Source organism: Massilia sp. UYP34 (assembly GCF_056279385.1).
On sequence record NZ_JBWBRF010000004.1, the window covers coordinates 84,763 to 101,714 of the forward strand.

The 16,952-nt window shown below is 68.3% G+C and carries 13 protein-coding genes; 3 read left to right on the plus strand and 10 right to left on the minus strand.

The window, feature by feature from the left end; genetic code table 11:
- The first annotated feature begins 10 nt into the window (after positions 1–10).
- Positions 11–1,477 carry a cryptochrome/photolyase family protein gene (locus ACZ9AQ_RS09215; RefSeq protein ID WP_429203461.1) on the plus strand — a complete coding sequence of 489 codons (1,467 nt, stop codon included), beginning with the start codon at positions 11–13 and terminating at the stop codon, positions 1,475–1,477.
- Here the strand turns inward: ACZ9AQ_RS09215 and ACZ9AQ_RS09220 are convergent.
- The 6 genes from ACZ9AQ_RS09220 to ACZ9AQ_RS09245 form a co-directional block, all read right to left on the minus strand.
- The gene (locus ACZ9AQ_RS09220) at positions 1,467–6,821 is read right to left on the minus strand and encodes an Hpt domain-containing protein (RefSeq protein WP_429203462.1); all 5,355 of its coding nucleotides are present in this window, start codon (positions 6,819–6,821) and stop codon (positions 1,467–1,469) included. The genes ACZ9AQ_RS09215 and ACZ9AQ_RS09220 overlap by 11 nt on opposite strands.
- Positions 6,822–6,828: 7 nt before the next feature.
- Positions 6,829–9,102: a methyl-accepting chemotaxis protein gene (locus ACZ9AQ_RS09225; protein ID WP_429203463.1), complete on the minus strand. Its 2,274-nt coding sequence runs from the start codon at positions 9,100–9,102 to the stop codon at positions 6,829–6,831.
- Positions 9,103–9,151: 49 nt separating this feature from the next.
- The gene (locus ACZ9AQ_RS09230) at positions 9,152–9,706 is read right to left on the minus strand and encodes a chemotaxis protein CheW (RefSeq protein ID WP_429203464.1); all 555 of its coding nucleotides are present in this window, start codon (positions 9,704–9,706) and stop codon (positions 9,152–9,154) included.
- Positions 9,703–10,089, minus strand: a complete 387-nt coding sequence (locus ACZ9AQ_RS09235; protein ID WP_429203465.1) for a response regulator — start codon at positions 10,087–10,089, stop codon at positions 9,703–9,705. Before ACZ9AQ_RS09235 ends, ACZ9AQ_RS09230 begins: the two co-directional genes overlap by 4 nt.
- Before the next feature lie 18 nt (positions 10,090–10,107).
- Positions 10,108–10,503 (minus strand): response regulator, encoded by a 396-nt coding sequence (locus tag ACZ9AQ_RS09240; protein WP_005665305.1) that lies wholly within the window; start codon positions 10,501–10,503, stop codon positions 10,108–10,110.
- Between the two features lie 161 nt (positions 10,504–10,664).
- A complete protein-coding gene (locus tag ACZ9AQ_RS09245) occupies positions 10,665–10,817 on the minus strand; it encodes a rubredoxin (RefSeq protein WP_040775196.1) in 153 nt (50 codons plus the stop codon).
- 98 nt (positions 10,818–10,915) lie between these two features.
- On the opposite strand from ACZ9AQ_RS09245, the gene thiD reads away from it, so the two are divergent.
- Together thiD and hemL are read left to right on the plus strand one after the other, a co-directional pair.
- Complete coding sequence (gene thiD, locus ACZ9AQ_RS09250; protein ID WP_429203466.1) at positions 10,916–11,725, plus strand: bifunctional hydroxymethylpyrimidine kinase/phosphomethylpyrimidine kinase; 810 nt, start codon at positions 10,916–10,918, stop codon at positions 11,723–11,725.
- 41 nt (positions 11,726–11,766) lie between these two features.
- The gene (gene hemL, locus ACZ9AQ_RS09255; RefSeq protein ID WP_429203467.1) at positions 11,767–13,065 is read left to right on the plus strand and encodes a glutamate-1-semialdehyde 2,1-aminomutase; all 1,299 of its coding nucleotides are present in this window, start codon (positions 11,767–11,769) and stop codon (positions 13,063–13,065) included.
- 56 nt (positions 13,066–13,121) lie between these two features.
- On the opposite strand, the gene corA is transcribed toward hemL, so the two are convergent.
- The 4 genes from corA to ACZ9AQ_RS09275 all read right to left on the minus strand — a co-directional run bounded on the left by corA (position 13,122) and on the right by ACZ9AQ_RS09275 (position 16,630).
- On the minus strand, positions 13,122–14,087 hold the full coding sequence (corA, locus tag ACZ9AQ_RS09260; RefSeq protein ID WP_429203468.1) for a magnesium/cobalt transporter CorA: 966 nt from the start codon (positions 14,085–14,087) through the stop codon (positions 13,122–13,124).
- A 142-nt stretch (positions 14,088–14,229) separates the two neighbouring features.
- Positions 14,230–14,946 carry a monofunctional biosynthetic peptidoglycan transglycosylase gene (gene mtgA / locus ACZ9AQ_RS09265; RefSeq protein ID WP_429203469.1) on the minus strand — a complete coding sequence of 239 codons (717 nt, stop codon included), beginning with the start codon at positions 14,944–14,946 and terminating at the stop codon, positions 14,230–14,232.
- Between the two features lie 2 nt (positions 14,947–14,948).
- The gene (aroE, locus tag ACZ9AQ_RS09270) at positions 14,949–15,776 is read right to left on the minus strand and encodes a shikimate dehydrogenase (protein ID WP_429203470.1); all 828 of its coding nucleotides are present in this window, start codon (positions 15,774–15,776) and stop codon (positions 14,949–14,951) included.
- On the minus strand, positions 15,773–16,630 hold the full coding sequence (locus ACZ9AQ_RS09275) for a TonB C-terminal domain-containing protein (RefSeq protein WP_429203703.1): 858 nt from the start codon (positions 16,628–16,630) through the stop codon (positions 15,773–15,775). Before ACZ9AQ_RS09275 ends, aroE begins: the two co-directional genes overlap by 4 nt.
- Positions 16,631–16,952 lie beyond the last annotated feature (322 nt).

A 16,952-nucleotide genomic window follows, 5' to 3' on the forward strand; every position in this document is an offset into this window, starting at 1 on the left:
GCACACAGCAATGAATTTGAGCAAGTCTTTAGTCTGGTTTCGGCGCGACCTGCGCGCATTCGACCACGCCGCCCTGCACCACGCCTTGCGCGGTTCGCAACAGGTATTCTGCGTTTTCGTGTACGACACCGAGATTCTCGACGGCTTGCCGCGCGACGATCGCCGCTTGCGCTTCATTCACGCCAGTCTGGCCAGCCTGGATGAGGAATTGCGTCGTCTTGGAGGCTACCTCATCGTGCGCCACGGCAGCGCCCGGGATGAGGTTATTGCGCTGGCGAACGCACTCGATGTTGACGCAGTGCATGCCTGCACCGACTATGAACCTCTCGCGATCGCGCGCGACAGCGACGTGGCGCAGCGACTGGCGGCGCAGGGCCGCACCTTTCACGCGTACAAGGACCAGGTCATCTTCGAGAAGGGCGAAGTGCTGACCCTGGCGGGACAGCCGTTCTCGGTGTTTACGCCCTACAAGAATGCCTGGCTCAAGCGGCTGGCGGCGCACCCCGAGACGCTGGCGGCGTATCCGGTGGATGCCTACGCGCATGCGTTCGCGCCGCCCACCCTGGACCCTGCGCCGGCCCCGGCCCTGCCTGCGCTCGAAGACATCGGTTTCACTTCCGGCGAACCGCCGCTGGAGGCCGGCATGGCGGGCGCCGAAGCGCTGTTCGAGGCGTTCGTGGAAGACATCGCGGACTACGGCCGCGCGCGCGATTTCCCGGCCGAGGACGGCACCTCGCGCCTGTCGGCGCACCTGCGTTTCGGCACCACCTCGATCCGCCACCTGGTGCGCACGGCGCAGCAATTGATACTGTCGGGCGCGGGCGGCGACGGCGCCTCGGTCTGGTTGTCCGAACTCATCTGGCGCGACTTCTATGCGATGGTGCTGGCCCAGAACCCGCACGTGGTCGAACGCGCGTTCAAGCCGGGCTTCGACGCGCTGCAGTGGGATACCGGTCCGGACGCCGACGCCCTGTTCGCGGCCTGGTGCGAGGGCCGCACCGGCTATCCGCTGGTCGACGCCGCCATGGTGCAGCTGAACACGACGGGCTTCATGCACAACCGGCTGCGCATGGTCACGGCCAGTTTTCTCACCAAGGACCTCGGCATCGACTGGCGCCGCGGCGAGCGCTATTTCGCCCTGATGCTGAACGACTACGAGCTGGCCTCGAACAACGGCGGCTGGCAGTGGGCGGCGTCGACCGGCTGCGATGCCCAGCCCTGGTTCCGGATCTTCAATCCGGTGACGCAGTCGACGCGGTTCGATCCGCACGGCGAATTCATCCGGCGCCACCTGCCGCAATTGGGCAAGCTCGATGCGAAGCAGATCCACGCGCCATGGCAGGTCAAACCCGACGTGCTGGCCGAGCGCGGCGTGGTGCTGGGCCAGGATTATCCGGCGCCGGTCGTGGACCACGACGCGGCGCGCAGGCGCACGCTGGAACGGTTTGCGGTGGTGAAAAAAGCCGTCAACGCGTAGGGAGGACGGCCGCGCCGTCCACGCGGCGATCGCCACCGTCGCGCGCGAGCAAGCCGGCGATCGCCGCCAGCAGCACCGGCTCCTGGTAGGGCTTGCCGTAATAGGCGTTCACGCCCAGCCCCAGCGCCACGTTGCGGTGCTTGTCCGCGGTGCGCGAGGTGATCATGATGATCGGGATGTCCTTGGTGGCATCATTGCCGCGCACGTTGCGCGTCAGGTCGAAGCCGTCCATGCGCGGCATCTCGATGTCGACCAGCATCAGGTCGGGCGCGCCCTGCCCAATGAGTTCGAGCGCCTCGACGCCGTCCTTGGCCAGCTGCACGCGATAGCCTTCGCGCTCCAGCAGGCGCTGGGTCACGCGGCGCACCGTGAGCGAATCGTCGACCACCATCACGGTGGGACGCCGCACCTGGCGCGCGGCTTCCTGCTTCACCTGGGCGGCGGCCTGCGGCTGCTGCGCCAATGCCAGCGGATCGAGGATCAGCACCACCTCGCCCGAGCCCAGCACCGTCGCGCCGGCGATGCCCGGCACCCGCGACAGCTGCGGCCCAATGTTCTTGACCACCACTTCACGGTTGCCCAGCACCTCGTCCACGCGCAGCGCGATGCGGCTGGCGCCGCCGTTGAGCACCAGCACCGGCGTCGAACGCCGGCCCGCCGTCCGCTCGTCCTCGTCCTCATCTTCGTCTTCAGCCAGCAGAGCCGGCAGCGCATATAGCGCCAGCGTCGCGCCGGCCAGCGCAATATGGCCGGCCTCGCGCGCCGCCGCCAGGTCCTGCTCGCGCACCTGCTCCACCCGCTCGACCAGCGTCGACGGCACCGCATGCGTGCGCCCGCCGGCGGTCACCAGCACCACTTGCGCCACGGCCAGGGTGAGCGGCAGGGTGATGGTGAAGCGCGCGCCCCGCCCCGGTTCGGACACCACCGCCACCCGTCCCCCCAGCGCCTGGGCTTCGGAGCGCACCACGTCCATGCCGACGCCGCGGCCGGCCAGCTCGGTCAGCGTGTCCGCCGTCGAGAAGCCCGGCTCGAAGATCAGTTCCATCACGTCCTGGTCGGAAGCGGCGTCCTGCGCGGCCAGCAGGCCGCTTGCCAGCGCCTTGGCGCGGATGCGCTCCAGGTCCAGGCCTGCGCCGTCGTCGCCGAACACGATCATGACTTCGTTGCCGTGCTGGCTGACCTGCACCAGCAATTCGCCCGTCTCCGTCTTGCCCGCCTCCCGGCGCGCCGCGCGCGGCTCGATGCCGTGCACGATCGCATTCCTCAGCAGGTGCTCGAAGGGCGCGGCCATCTGTTCCAGCACGCCGCGGTCGATTTCCACGGCGCCGCCGCGGATGTCGAGATTGACGCGCTTGTCGGTTTCCTTGGCCGTCTGGCGCGCGACGCGGAACAGGCGTTCCGACAGGCTGGCGAACGGCACCATCCGCACCCGCATCAGGTCGCGCTGCAGGTCGCGCGTCATGCGCGCCTGGCTGGCCAGTTCCTCGTTGGCGCCGTCGACCGTGCGCGCCAGGCTCTCCTGGAACGAGGCGACGTCGTCGACGCTCTCGGCCAGCATGCGCGTGAGTTCCTGCAGGCGCGTGAAGCGGTCGAATTCGAGCGGATCGAATTCGCGTTCGCCCGAGATCGACAGCTTCGAGGCGATCTGCGATTCGGCTTGCATCTCGATCTCGCGCAGCTGGCGCCGCAGGCGCGCCACGTTGTCCGAGAAGTCGCCCAGCGAACCCTTGAGCGCGCCCATCTGGTTTTCCAGGCGCGAGCGCGTGATCGACACCTCGCCGGCCTGGTTCACCACGCGGTCGAGGATGTCGGCGCGCACCCGCACCAGCGGCGCACGGGCCGGTTCCGGAGCCGGCGGCACCTGCGCCTGCTCCTGGGCCTGCGCCGCATCGGTGCGGGCCGGTTGCTGCAAGAGCTCGAACAGCAGCATCGCCGCGTCGTAGTTGGCCAGCAGTTCGTCGAAGGCGCTGGCCGGCAAGGCGGACGTGCCGGCGTGGACCATGTTCTCGATCTGGGTTTCCAGCTCGTGGGCGTGCTGGCCCAGGCGCATCGCGCCGGCCATGCGCGCGCTGCCCTTGACCGTGTGCAGGTCGCGCTGCATGCCTTGCGCGATCGCGGTATTGCCCGGCTCTTGCTGCCACTGGCGCAAGTCGTGGCCGATGCGCGGCAACAGGTCCGCCGCCTCTTCCAGGAACACCGGCAGCAGGTCCGGGTCGATCTCGTCGGCATGGCTGGCGCCGATCAGGTCGGGCTCGGGTTCGGGCTCGAGTTCGGGCTCGGCTTCCGGCAGCGGTTGCGCCGGCGCGTCGGCCAGCACCGCTTCGTCCGGGGTCACGGCCACGAAGCCGGCTTCCTGCCCCGGCGGGCCGGCCTGATCGAGCTGCGGCGCGGCGAAGGCGTCATCGAGGAAGGAATCGGACAGGTCCTCGACGTCGTCGCTCACGGCCGGTGCCGGCGGGGCCTGCGGCGTGTCGAGCGCCTGCGGCGCGCCCAGCAACTGCTCGTAGGCGGCCGCGAACAGCGCGTCGAGCTGGCTGGCCAGCGCCGGGTCGGCCTCGCCATACAGGGCCGCCGCCTGCTGGCTGGACAGGCGCTCGCGCAGCGCCGCCAGCTGTTCCACCAGGTCGGGCTGGCTCGGGGCCAGCTCGCCCAGGGTGAATACCTGCAGCATGGTGCGCATGCGCGACAGGGTCGCATCGAACAGCTCGAACTGGCCGTCCTCGAGCTTCACGCCGGGCGCCGCCAGCTTCTCGAGCGTCGTCTCGAGCTCGTGCGCGAGGTCGCGCAGGGCGCCGTAGCCGACCGTGGCCGAGGTGCCCGACAAGGTATGCGCCGCCGTCACCGCGTCCTGCACCACGTCCTTGTCCAGTGCGCGGCGCAGCGCGCCGAGGCTTTGTTCGAGGGCGCCGCACAGCGCCTCGGTTTCGTCCAGGTAGACGTCGTGCAGGGTCTGCGGGATGGCCAGGTCGCCGACGCGCCTGACGCCATCGTCGCCATGCATGGCCAGCGGCTCGTCGAGCAGCGGAATGTCGTCGAGCGCCGACGCTTCGATGATGTCGTCCAGCACCAGCGGCGCATTGGCCTGCACCTGGTCAGCCTGCACCTGGTCGGCCTGTACTTCATCGGCCAGCGGCTCGAACGGTCCGCCCTCCTGCACCCGCGCCGCCGCCACGATCAGCACCGCCCCATCGCGGGCCGGCAGGAGGCCGGCGGCCAGCTCGGCCACCCAGGCATCGAGTTCGGCATAGGCATGGGCCAGCAGGGCCAGCAGGTCGGCGGTGGCCGAACGGCCGTCGGCCAGCCACACGTTCATCACGCGTTCGATGGCGGCGGCGGTGGCGGCGAAGGCCTCCAGGTCCACCATGCGGCTGCTGCCCTTGAGCGTATGGAACCCGCGGCGCAGCTGGGTCAGGATTTCCTGGCTGGACGGCTCGTCGGCCGCGCGCGGCAGGGTCTCGACCACGAAGGCCAGCACTTCCTGCGCTTCGGCGATGAAGATGCCGAGCAGTTCGGCGTCGACGCCGTCCGCGGCCTCGGGCGCCGGCGCCGGCCCGTCCGCCGGCGTATCCACCGGCGCGGGTTCAAGCGGCGCCGCGACGAACTCGAACGGCAGCTCGCGCAACAGAAGCTTATCGAGGTCGAACGTGAAGCGGCCGCGCGCGGCCTCGCTGTCCTGGGCCAGCAGGTCGGCGAAGAAGCCGAGCGCGCCGATGTTCTGGGCGATGTTGTGCAGCGACGCGTGCTGGTCGGTCAGGTCCGCAGCGCTGGCGGAAAGCCGCTGCACCGCCTCCTGGACATGGCGCACGGCCAGCACCGCCTGGTCCTGGTCGAGGATGGCAAACGCCCCCTGCAGCTGGTGCAGGACCGGCGCCGCCTGCTCGAGCACCTGGTGCCTGGCCTGGTCGTCGTAGTAGTCGTCGAGCAGCTTCTCGATCTGGCGCAGCCCCGTCTTGACTTCGGCGGCCAGCACGGCCACGGTCTGGCCCTGCTGGATCTGGCGCGCCAGCTCGCCCTGCCAGTGCGGGGCGTCGGGCGGCGTTTCGCCGGCGGCCAGCGCCAGCAGGCGCGCGCCGACGGCTTCGGCATTCTCCGAGAAATCTTCGGGCAGCTGGCGCAGCTGGTCCAGGCCATGCTCGACGAACAGCATGGCGGCCGCCATCTCGAGCCCGAACTGGTCGTCGCGGCCCGACTGCACCGAGTCGCTGGCGGCGCGGCCCAGTTCGCGCAGCAGCTGGGCCAGCGCCGGGGCGCCCAGCTTTTCGCTGGCGCCGGCCAGGCGCGCCAGCGCATCGTTGAAGTCGCTCTCGACCTCGGCGTCCGGCGCGCCCTCGCCGGCGATGCGGTCCCAGTCCGACTTGGTGCGCGCCAGCGCTTCGCGCGCCTCCTGCAGGGCTTGCGGGTCGAGCTTGCCGTAGCGGCGCTCGGCATAGTCGGGCGGCACGGCGCCATCCAGGCCCAGGGCCTGGCGCAGCGCGCGCGCCGCGGGTCCCGGTTCGCGCGCGGCGGCGATGAAGAACAGCGCGTCGCGCAGCATCGCCTCGGGCGCGCCCGTCTCGCCTTTGGCCAGGCGCCGCAATTGCAGGTTGATCTGGCCAAACAGCTGCTTGATGTAGAGATCGCTCTCGACCTGGCCGTCGGCCACCACGGTGGCGAAGGCATGCATCGCCTGCCAGAACAGGCGCGCGCGCGGCGGGTCCTGGGTGGCTGCGATCGGCGCGATGGCGGCCACCAGGTCGGCGGCGTGATTCTTTCGCCCGGCGTCGTCCGCGGCCTTCAGGTAGGGCAGCAGCGCCTTCTCGAAACGGCTGCGGCAGGCCGCGACGTCCAGCCCGCCTTCGCCCTCCGGCGCGGCCAAGGGTGGCAACTGCGGCAGGGTCGACAGGTCGAGCGGCATCAGGTCGGATGGGTGCACCTTGCGCTCGCCCTGGCGCTCGACCATGTCGCGGTAATACGGGAACAGGCGCGCCGGCTGCTGCGGCATGCCGGCCAGCAGTTCGTCGAGGTATTCGCCGAGCGCCCCGAAGGCGTCCAGCACCACCTGCACGCTATCCGGCGTGCATAGCAAGCGTCCATCCTTGAACCCTTCCAGCACCGCCTCGGCGGCGCCGGTGTACGTGCCGACGCCTTCGACGTCGACCAGTTGCAGCGCGCCGTGCGCCTGGTGCAGGTGGGTCTTGGCGTGCAGCAGCAGGGTCGGCTGGGCCTCGGGCGAACGCCCGGCGGCCTCGCGCAAGGCGGTGGACGCGCGCGCCAGGGCGTCGCGGATTTCGCCGATGACCCAGGACAGGGGGCCGGTGTCGAAGCTGGTGCGGCTCAGGGGCAAGGTCGGGGTCGGGGTAACCATGGGCCGCTCAGGATACCACGCGGAAGCGCGACACCGAATCCTTGAGCTCCTGGGCCAGGGTAGCCAGTTCATGAATCGACTGTGCGGTCTGGCGCGTGCCTTGCTGGGTATGTTCGGTCACCGACAGGATCTGCTGCATCTTGTCGGCCACGCCGGTGGCCTGGCTGGCCTGGCGGTCGGTGGCGTTCGACATGTCCCCGATCAGGTCACCGAGGCGGTTCGACACGCGCGAGATGTCCGACAGCGCGGCGCCCGCGGCATCCGACAGGCGCGCGCCCTCGACCACGCCCTGGGTCGATTTTTCCATGGCCGCCACCGCGTCGTGGGTGTCGGTCTGGATGGTGCGCACCAGCGCGCCGATCTGCTTGGCCGCCTCGCCCGAGCGTTCCGCCAGGCGCTGCACCTCTTCCGCCACCACCGAGAAGCCGCGCCCGGCTTCGCCCGCCGATGCGGCCTGGATCGCGGCGTTCAGCGCCAGCACGTTGGTCTGCTCGGTGATGTCCGAGATCAGCTCGGTGATCTCGCCGATCTCCTGCGAGGATTCGCCCAGGCGCTTGATGCGCTTCGAGGTTTCCTGGATCTGCTCGCGGATCTCCTGCATGCCGCGAATCGCATTCTGCACCGCGGTCGCGCCCTGCTCCGCCGCCGCCACCGACTGGCGCGCCACGTCGGCCGATTCCAGGGCCGAGCGCGACACGTCGGTGATCAGGCCGGCCAGGCGCATGGTGGTGCTGGACGCATCCTGGATCTCGCGCGACTGCCGCTCGGCCGCGCCCAGCAGCTCGGTCGAGACCTGCTGCGCGCCGTTCGAGGCGCGCGCCACCTGTTCCGAGGTCCTGATGACGCGCACCACCAGCTCGCGCAATTCCTCGACCGTGTAGTTGACCGAGTCGGCGATCGCGCCGGTGATGTCTTCCGACACCGTGGCCTGCACCGTCAGGTCGCCGTCCGCCACTTCTTGCAGCTCGTTCATCAGGCGCAGGATCGCGGCCTGGTTCTGGTCGTTGGTGGCCTTGGCTTCTTCTTCCTTGGCCTGGGCCAGCTGGCGCATCGCTTCGGCTTCGCGGCGGCGTTCCTCGGCGGCGCGCGCACGGGCGGCGGCGTCCTGCAGCATGGTGCGCGAGATGCCCAATGCCGCGACCAGGGTGAACAGGGCGGCGCCGACCGTCAGCCAGAACCAGCCGCTGGCGCCGGCCTGGTCGCGCTGGTAGTCCGCGTGGAGCCTGGCCAGCATGACGCGCAGCTGTTCGCTGTCGCGCGAGATCACGCGCTCGGCGGCGCGTGCGCTGGCGTAGTTGGTGAGATTGCCCAGCAGCGGGGTGATGGTCTTGACGTATTCATCGAAGCTGTCGCGGGTGCGCGCCAGGCGCATGCGCTGTTCGAGGTCGGTCAGCGGCGCCAGGCCCAGCTTGCCGCCGCCATCGAGCAGTCCGTCGATGATCGCGCTCAGCGAGGCGATGTCGCCCATGATGTAGGTCACCGCGTTCTGGGCCGAGCCCGGGGTGGTGAAGGTCTGGGTGCCGGCCGACAGGCGCTGGGCCAGCGACTGCATGCTCAGCGCCGCCACCTGGCGCCGGGCGTCGCTCGAGCCGTCCTTTTGCAGGCGCTCGGCGATCGCGGTCAACTCTGGCCCCACCTCTTCATACTGGCGCAGGCTGACGCCGAAGGCCAGCAGGTTGCGCTTGTTGGCGATGATGCTGGCGGCCGCCTTGGACGAGGCGTTCCACAGCACGATCGCCTGTTGCAGTTCTGTCGCGCGCGCGCCGCTGGCGGCCGGGATGCGCCCGCTCGGCGACTGGCCGCCGCGCGCCAGCAGGTCCAGTTCGCGGCCCAGCTGGGTGCGGCTGTCTTCGAGCTGGTCGAAGGCGGCGGCGTCGCCCCGCAGCGCGATCGGCGCCGCCTTGGCGAAACGCTGGGAGTGCATCACGGCGTCGCCGGTCACCTGGCTCTGGCCGGCCAGGCGGGCGTCCAACGCCGAACTCTGCCAGGCCGCCAGCATGGTCAGCAGCACTCCGCCCACAAAAGCGCCGAGCAGCAGGTTCAGGCGGCTGGGCTGGAACTGCCCGCCGATCGCGACGGCGCGCAGATCGCCGCCGCTTTCCGCGGCCAGCGCCTCGGTCGCGCTGCGGCTGCGAAAGCCCCCGAGCCGGCGCGCGGCGGCGGTGGCCGAACCTCCCGCATCCCGGTGCGGCGCCGAAGGGGACTCGCCGGCCGGCGCCGGCTCCAGGGCGGCATCGCTCTTCGCGAACAAGTTCGTGGTCAGTTTCGAAGCGAATCCCATTGCTGCTCCCTGTTTCCTGCTGTGAGTGTGGTTGTTGTTAGCGTGCAAGTTAGCCTGCGACCCGCAGGAAACGCTCTTCCCGCACCAGCGCCGCGAGCGACAGCGGCGTCCATGTGCCGCCGTCGGCGTCGCGCAGGGCTTCGCCCACGCGTTCCATCGCGCTGGCCTGGCGCAGTCCGTGGACGTTCGAGGCCAGCAAGGCGCAGTTGAAGCCGAGGTGCGGTGCGAACACCACCAGGCGCGGCGTCGCGGAGCCATCGGGCGCTGCTTCCTCGCCCAGGTAGCGCGCCAGGTCGATCACGCCCAGCAGGCTGCCGCGCACATTGGCCAGGCCCAGATACCAGGGCTGGGTCAGCGGGACGGCGGTAAGGGGCGCGGGCGCGACGATCTCGCCGACCTCGACCAGGTCGACCAGGTAGCGGGTGGCGCCGATCGCCAGGCCCAGCTGGCCGGCGCGGGCGCCGGCGCCGGTCCTGGCCGCCTGCATCTTTTCCAGCAACTGCTCCTGGTAAAGGCGCAGGCGGGTGCGGCGCGCCGCCGGATCGCGCCGGCCGCCCCCGTCACTCTCCCGGTCCGCGTCGTGCGCCTGCGCCACGGTGGTCATGCGCTCACGCCGCCGGCGGTCGCCACGGCCGCGATGCTGGCCAGCAGGCGCTCGGGATCGACCGGCTTGACCAGGTAGTCCTTCGCGCCCTGGCGCAGGCCCCAGATGCGGTCGGTTTCCTGGTTCTTGCTGCTGCAGATGATGACCGGCAGCGCCGCCAGCTCCGGGTCGCGCGCGAGGGCGCGCGTCACCTGGAAGCCGTTGGCGCCCGGCATGACCACGTCCATGAGGATCAGTTCGGGGCGTTCGGCGCGGATGCGCTCGATCGCTTCGTCGCCGCTCACGGCGGTGCTGACGGCGAAGCCGTGCTTCACCAGGATGTCGGTCAGGTACAGTCGTTCGGTCGGGGAATCGTCGACGATGAGGATCTTGTTGATGGCCACTTACGGCTCCGAGGTAGGTCAGTCCTGGGGCATGGCGTGCTCGCGCACGGCCGCCAGCAGGCTGTCTTTGGTAAACGGCTTGGTCAGGTAGGCGCTGGCGCCGACCATCGCGCCGCGCGCGCGGTCGAACAGCCCATCCTTGGACGACAGCATCAGGACCGGCGTCGCGCGAAAGCGCGCGCTCTTCTTGATCAGGGCGCAGGTCTGGTAACCGTCCAGACGCGGCATCAGGATGTCGCAAAACACCAGGGCCGGATGATGGTCGTTGATCTTGGCCAGGGCGTCAAAGCCGTCGTCGGCCAACACCACCTGGTAACCGGCCTGGTTCAGGAAAATCTCGGCAGAGCGGCGGATCGTGCTGCTGTCGTCGATCACCATGATGGTCAGGGCCGTGGATTGCGGCGATGTCGTCATTTTCGTTTCACTTCGGCTTGAAGTGTCACGATAGCACAGCACATCTTTCTTGTGCGCAAACTGTTGCAGAGAGTCAACTACTGAGTAACGTGGCACCTCGCGCGTGGACGAGATGCCATTATCAAGCTGATCACGTTGTGATCTTTATTGCACGACTGCCGTCAGATTGCCGTCATTTCGAAGTCGTCCTTGCGTGCGCCGCATTCCGGACACGTCCAGTTCATCGGAACGTCGGCCCAGCGCGTGCCAGGAGCGATGCCATCGTCGGGCGCACCGACGGCCTCGTCATAGACCCAGCCACAAATCAGGCACATCCAGGTCTGGAAAGTCGCGGTGGATTCGGTACTCACAGTATTGATCCTTGTATCTAGTAAAATGTGGAATCGGAATCCGGCATCTTAATCTACCCGACGTGCAAAACCAAACGTTCCCCCTCATCCTGAGCTTCGGCGTCTGCGATCCCGTCGGCGCCGTCGGCGTGCAGGCGGACTGCGCCGCGTTCTCCGCCCTCGGGTGCCATGGACTGTCGGCCATCGCCGGCCTGCTGGTCTCGGACAGCGCACGCATCGAAAATATGTACGAGCTCGACAGCGACTGGATGGCCGAGCAGGCGCGTACCTTGCTGGAAGACATGCCGATCGCCGCCTTCAAGGTCGGCGCCGTCGGCTCGGCCCTGCACCTGGCCGCGATCGCCGAGATCGTGTCCGACTACCCGGACGCGCCGCTAGTCCTCGACCCGTTCCTGTCGGCCCTGCCCGACGCCGGCCTGGGCGACGAGGAAATGCTGTCCGCGCTGCGCTCGATCCTGGCCCCGCAGGCCACCGCCCTGATCCTGTCCGAGTCCGAACTGGGCCGCATGGCCGAACTGTGGCGCGATGGCGCCGAGCGCAAGGAAGGCGACCTGGAAGAAGACCTGGTCGAGCTCACGTCGAGCGGCCTGCAGTACGTGCTGGTGACCGGCAGCCGCGACGACCACGGCGCCTGCTCGAACCGCCTGTACGACGCCAGCGGCGAAGTCGCGCGGGTCGAATGGCAGCACCTGCCCGGCCCCTTCCTGGGCGCCGGCAACACCTATTCGGCGGCCTTCACCGCCTGCCTGGCGCGCGGCATGGACGCGCCGCAGGCGCTGGCGCTGGCCCAGGAGTACACCACCGGCGCGCTCGAGCATGCGCAGCGCTACGGCATGGGCAAGTTCATTCCCAGTAAATTCTTCCGTCCCTAGTCGCACGCCGGACGGGTTCTTTCAATCACGAAGCACCGATCATGACCACTGAACACACCACCTCGCGCAACGACACCCTGTTCGCCCGCGCCCAGCAATCGACGCCCGGCGGCGTCAACTCGCCGGTGCGCGCCTTCCGCTCGGTGGGCGGCACCCCGCGCTTCATCGAGCGCGCCCAGGGCCCGTATTTCTGGGACGCCGACGGCAAGCGCTACATCGACTACATCGGTTCCTGGGGCCCAGCCATCCTCGGCCACGCCCGGCCCGAAGTGGTCAAGGCGGTGCAGGCCGCCGCTGCCAATGGCCTGTCGTTCGGCGCCCCGACCGAAGGCGAGATCGAGATCGCCGAGGAAATCTGCCGCCTGCTGCCGTCGATCGAACAGGTGCGCCTGGTCTCGTCCGGCACCGAGGCGACGATGAGCGCGCTGCGCCTGGCGCGCGGCGCCACCGGCCGCGACAAGATCGTCAAGTTCGAAGGCTGCTACCACGGCCACGCCGATTCGCTGCTGGTGAAGGCCGGCAGCGGCCTGCTCACCTTCGGCAACCCGACGTCGGCCGGCGTGCCGGAAGACTTCGTCAAACACACCCTGGTGCTCGACTACAACAACGTCGCCCAGCTGGAAGACGCCTTCGCCTCGATGGGCGACACCATCGCCTGCGTGATCGTGGAGCCGGTGGCCGGCAACATGAACCTGATCCGCGCCACCCCGGAGTTCCTGGAGCGCATGCGCGAACTGTGCACCGAACATGGCGCGGTGCTGATCTTCGATGAGGTGATGTGCGGCTTCCGCGTGGGCCTCGACGGCGCCCAGGGCATGTACGGCATCACGCCCGACCTGACCGCGCTGGGCAAGGTGATCGGCGGCGGCATGCCGGTGGCGGCCTTCGGCGGGCGCGCGGACCTGATGCAGAAGATGGCCCCGATCGGCCCTGTGTACCAGGCCGGCACGCTGTCGGGCAACCCGGTGGCGGTGGCGGCCGGCATGACCACGCTGAAGCTGATCCAGGAAGACGGCTTCTATGACAAGCTGACGGCGACGGCCGAGCGCCTGGTGACGGGCCTGACGGCGGCGGCCAGGGAAGCCGGCATCGATTTCTGCGGCGATTCGGTGGGCGGCATGTTCGGCTTCTACTTCTCGAAGAACGTGCCGGGCAGCTATAGCGAAATGATGGCCGGCGACAAGGAGCGCTTCAACCGCTTCTTCCACGGCATGCTGGACGAAGGCGTGTACTTCGCGCCGGCCATGTTCGAAGCCGGCTTCGTGTCGATCCAGCACGACGACGCCGTCATCGACGCCACGATCGAAGCGGCGCGCCGCGTGTTCAAGCGCATCGGGTAAGCACGCTTCAAGGCGAAACGACACGGCGCACCGAGGTGCGCCGTGTCATTGCCGCTTCACTTCAGCCAGCCGCGCCGGCGGAAATACAGCAGCGGCGCCACCGCGCTGGCCGCCATCAGGGCGATCGCGAACGGATAGCCGAAGCGCCAGTTCAGTTCCGGCATCAGAGCGAAGTTCATGCCGTACAGGCTGGCGATCAGGGTCGGCGGCAGGAAGGCGACCGAGGCCACCGAGAAGATCTTGATGATCTTGTTCTGGTTGATGTTGATGAAGCCGACGGTGGCGTCCATCAGGAAGTTCACCTTGTCGAACAGGAACGACGTGTGGCCGTCGAGCGACTCGATGTCGCGCAGGATCTGGCGCGCTTCCTCGAACTGGTCCGAGTTGAGCAGCCGGCCGCGCATCAGGAAGCTGACCGCGCGCCGGGTGTCCATCATGTTGCGGCGGATGCGGCCGTTCAAGTCTTCCTCGTGCGCGATGGCGTTCAGCGCTGCGGCCGCGTCATTGTCGGTGAATTCCTTCTGCAGCACGCGGGTCGACACTTCTTCGAGGCTCTCATAGATGCCTTCCAGCGCGTCGGCCGAATATTCGGCGTCGGTCGCGTACAGGTCGAGCAGCACGTCCATATAGTCTTCGATCGAGCCGGGCCGCGAGCGAGCGCGCATGCGCACCAGACGGAACACGGGCAAGTCGTCGTTATGGACCGAGAACAGGATTTTGCCGGACAGGATGAAGGCCACCGTGATCACCCGCGACGGGCCGTCCTCTTCTTCGAGCAGGAAGTCGGTGCGCAGGTGCAGGTCGCCGTTTTCGGCCTCGTAGTAGCGCGCCGAGGCTTCGATGTCCTGCACTTCGTCCTCGCCCGGCAGGATCACGCCGTATCTGGCCTTGACCCAGGTGCGCTCTTCCTCGCTCGGGTCGGTCAGGTCGACCCACACCGGCGCGACGTTCTCCAGGTCTTCCCGGGAAGCGATCGTTGCCTGATTCAGGCGGCCATTCTGTAGGACAAATACGTTGATCATGCGCTCGGATCTCGCTTGCTATTTCTTTCCGGGTCGGAAAGTAGCGCAAGTGTAACCGTTCGTCCCGCATGGGGCCAACCCCGTACCGACAATTTCGCCTGAAACACAAATTAGCGGACGGTCGTTCGCCCGGCAGCCCGGATCAAGGCACCTCGGCGAACCGCATCTGGCGCAGGATCGCGTTGGTGCGCCGCTGCAGGTAATTGGTTGAGCGGTGCTTGTCGTAATAGCGCGGATTGGGCAGCATCACCGCCAGCCGGGCGGCCTGGGCCTGGCTCAGGTTGGCCGCCGACGTCTTGTAGTAGTAACGCGCCGCCGCCTCGGCGCCGAATACGCCGCGGCCGAATTCGACCACGTTCAGGTAGAGCTCGAGGATGCGCTCCTTGCTCATCACCGTCTCGAGCATGAAGGCGATCACCATTTCCTGGCCCTTGCGCACATAGCTGCGCGAGCCGGACAGGAACAGGTTCTTGGCCAGCTGCTGGGTGATGGTCGAGCCGCCGCCGACCACCTTGCTGCGCCGGTTGTTGCGCTCATAGGCGCGCTCGATCGCTTCCCAGTCCACGCCGCCGTGGACGCTGAAGTTGGCGTCTTCCGAGGCCACCACCGCGCGCTTCAGGTTGCGCGAGATGCGGTCATAAGGCACCCACTGGTGCTTGAGGGTCGCGTTCGGATTCTTTTCGCGCAGCTGGGACAGCTGCTCGCGCATGAAGCTGGTCGAGCCGGGATTGAACTGCGAATACCAGCACACCATCGCAAAGAAATACAACTGGACCAGCAGCACCAGCAGTAGCGGGGCCAAAAAAATCCACTTGATCCAGCGGCGCCGCGTCGGCGCGGCCTTGCGTGACCTGGCCATGGTCAGCCTGCCTGGCGCATCGCGGCCAGCACGGCATTCGTCTCCGGCCGCACGCCGCGCCACAGCAGGAAGGCTTCGGCCGCCTGCTCGACCAGCATGCCCAGGCCGTCGCGCACATCGGCGCCCTGGCGCGCGGCGAATGCCATGAACACGGTCGGCTCCTTCCCGTACATCATGTCCAGCGCCAGCACGCCGGGGCCGAATACCGCCGGCGGCACGGGCGGCACGTCGGCCGCCAGGCTGGCGGAGGTGGCGTTGATGACCACGTCGAAGTGGCCCTGCACGTCGGCGAAGCCGCTCACCGCCAGCCGGTCCGCGTGCGCCGCGAAATCGGCCGCCAGATGCTGCGCGGTCGCCAGCGTGCGGTTGGCGATGACGATCTGGCGCGGGTTTTCCGCCAGGAGCGGCAGCAGCGCGCCGCGCGCGGCGCCGCCGGCGCCCAGCAACAGGATGCGTTTGTCGGCCAGCGGCACGCCGGCATTGCGCACGATGTCGGCCACCAGGCCGGGACCGTCGGTGTTGTCGCCGACGATCTCGCCCTGGTCGAAAACCAGGGTGTTCACGGCGCCGGCGGCGCGGGCGCGCGGCGCCAGCCGGGTCGCCAGCCGCGCCGCCTCGAGCTTGAACGGCAGCGTGACGTTGGCGCCGCGCCAGCCTTCGGCGATCAGGCGCCGCACGGTGGCCTCGAAGCCGTCCAGCGGCGCCAGGCAGCGCTCATAGGTCAGGTCCTGGCCGGTCTGCAGCGCAAAGGCGGCGTGGATCTGCGGGGATTTGCTGTGGGCGATCGGATTGCCGATGACGCAATATCTATCGGTCACAGGGCCGCTCATTGCCTGGCCTCGCCAAGGGTTGCCTGCATCTTGTCCTCACGGGTGAAACGGAAACGGGTGAACACTTCCCACAGGTCGTCCTTGCCCTGGGTGCGCATATTGGCCGGGAAGGCGCCGAACGGGGCCGAGCGGCGCACGATCTCGAGCGCGGCCTTGTCGAGGGCCGGGTTGCCCGAGCTGCGTTCGACGCGTGGGCCGCCATCGCCCAGGTACAGGGTGCCGTCCTGGAACACGGGGATGTAGACCACCAGGTCGCCATACAGCTTGCGCCCCGCCTGCTGCGGGAAATTCAGCGTGCCGACTTCCTCGATGCGCTTTTGCATCGCCTTGTAGTACAGCGCGTAGCCGACCTGGCGCGTACTGGGCGTGATCTGCGTGCGCTTGGGGCGGCGGTTTTCTTCCTCGATGCGCTCGAAGATCTCGGCGCTGGTGCGCGAAATGGCGCGTGCGGTGTCGAGGTTGTCGTTGCCCGTGCGGGTCGGATCGGGCTGTTCGCGCTCGGTGACCGGCGGCGCGGTGAAATTGCCGCCGCTGCGCGCGCGCGTCAGCACGTTCTGTTGCAAGCGCTCGAGTTCGGCGATGCGGCGCTGCAGGGCCTTGATGCTGTCGCCGTCCTCGACCTTGCGCAGGTCGGGCAGCGGCGACTTGGCGCGACCAAGCTCGGCCGTGCCGCCGCCGTCCAGGTTGGCCTGGGCCAGCGCGTCGGCCTTGGCTGGCGCCTTGTCATGCTTGGCATTGACCAGCACCACTTCCAGTCCGGGATCGGCCGGCTGGTGGCGGAACGCCTCCGGCGCGGCGAAGCGCAGCGCCAGCAGCCCTGCGTGGGCTGCCACCGATACGGCCAGGGCGATCATCAGGGGACGATGTTGGAGAAAGGACTTCACGCGCTACGGGTGGCCTGGTGGGGCAATTGAATCAGAGAATTGATCCATTCTACCTCGACGCGAACGGATGAGGGGGGCGAACAATCTGGGGGATGCGGAACGTGGTTGGTTCGACAACGCTTATTGGCGAAATTGATGCGCGTTCTGTTCAAACTCCAGACACATCAACGCTGCAAGTCAGGCAAGCATAGCCGCTGACCGACACTTTTGGGACCGGTATTTTAAACAAATATGTTTAAATTTTTGCTTGCACTCTTAAGCAAATCCGTCTAATTTTGGCATGTCGAAGCAC

What these genes read in the sequence shown, in the direction of transcription:
- ACZ9AQ_RS09225 (WP_429203463.1), bottom strand. Translation starts at nt 9,102, where the DNA reads ATGGGATTCGCTTCGAAACTGACCACGAACTTGTTCGCGAAGAGCGAT.
- ACZ9AQ_RS09240 (WP_005665305.1), bottom strand. Translation starts at nt 10,503, where the DNA reads ATGACGACATCGCCGCAATCCACGGCCCTGACCATCATGGTGATCGAC.
- corA (WP_429203468.1), bottom strand. Translation starts at nt 14,087, where the DNA reads ATGATCAACGTATTTGTCCTACAGAATGGCCGCCTGAATCAGGCAACG.
- hemL (WP_429203467.1), top strand. Translation starts at nt 11,767, where the DNA reads ATGACCACTGAACACACCACCTCGCGCAACGACACCCTGTTCGCCCGC.
- ACZ9AQ_RS09220 (WP_429203462.1), bottom strand. Translation starts at nt 6,821, where the DNA reads ATGGTTACCCCGACCCCGACCTTGCCCCTGAGCCGCACCAGCTTCGAC.
- aroE (WP_429203470.1), bottom strand. Translation starts at nt 15,776, where the DNA reads ATGAGCGGCCCTGTGACCGATAGATATTGCGTCATCGGCAATCCGATC.
- ACZ9AQ_RS09215 (WP_429203461.1), top strand. Translation starts at nt 11, where the DNA reads ATGAATTTGAGCAAGTCTTTAGTCTGGTTTCGGCGCGACCTGCGCGCA.
- ACZ9AQ_RS09275 (WP_429203703.1), bottom strand. Translation starts at nt 16,630, where the DNA reads ATGATCGCCCTGGCCGTATCGGTGGCAGCCCACGCAGGGCTGCTGGCG.
- mtgA (WP_429203469.1), bottom strand. Translation starts at nt 14,946, where the DNA reads ATGGCCAGGTCACGCAAGGCCGCGCCGACGCGGCGCCGCTGGATCAAG.
- ACZ9AQ_RS09245 (WP_040775196.1), bottom strand. Translation starts at nt 10,817, where the DNA reads ATGTGCCTGATTTGTGGCTGGGTCTATGACGAGGCCGTCGGTGCGCCC.
- ACZ9AQ_RS09230 (WP_429203464.1), bottom strand. Translation starts at nt 9,706, where the DNA reads ATGACCACCGTGGCGCAGGCGCACGACGCGGACCGGGAGAGTGACGGG.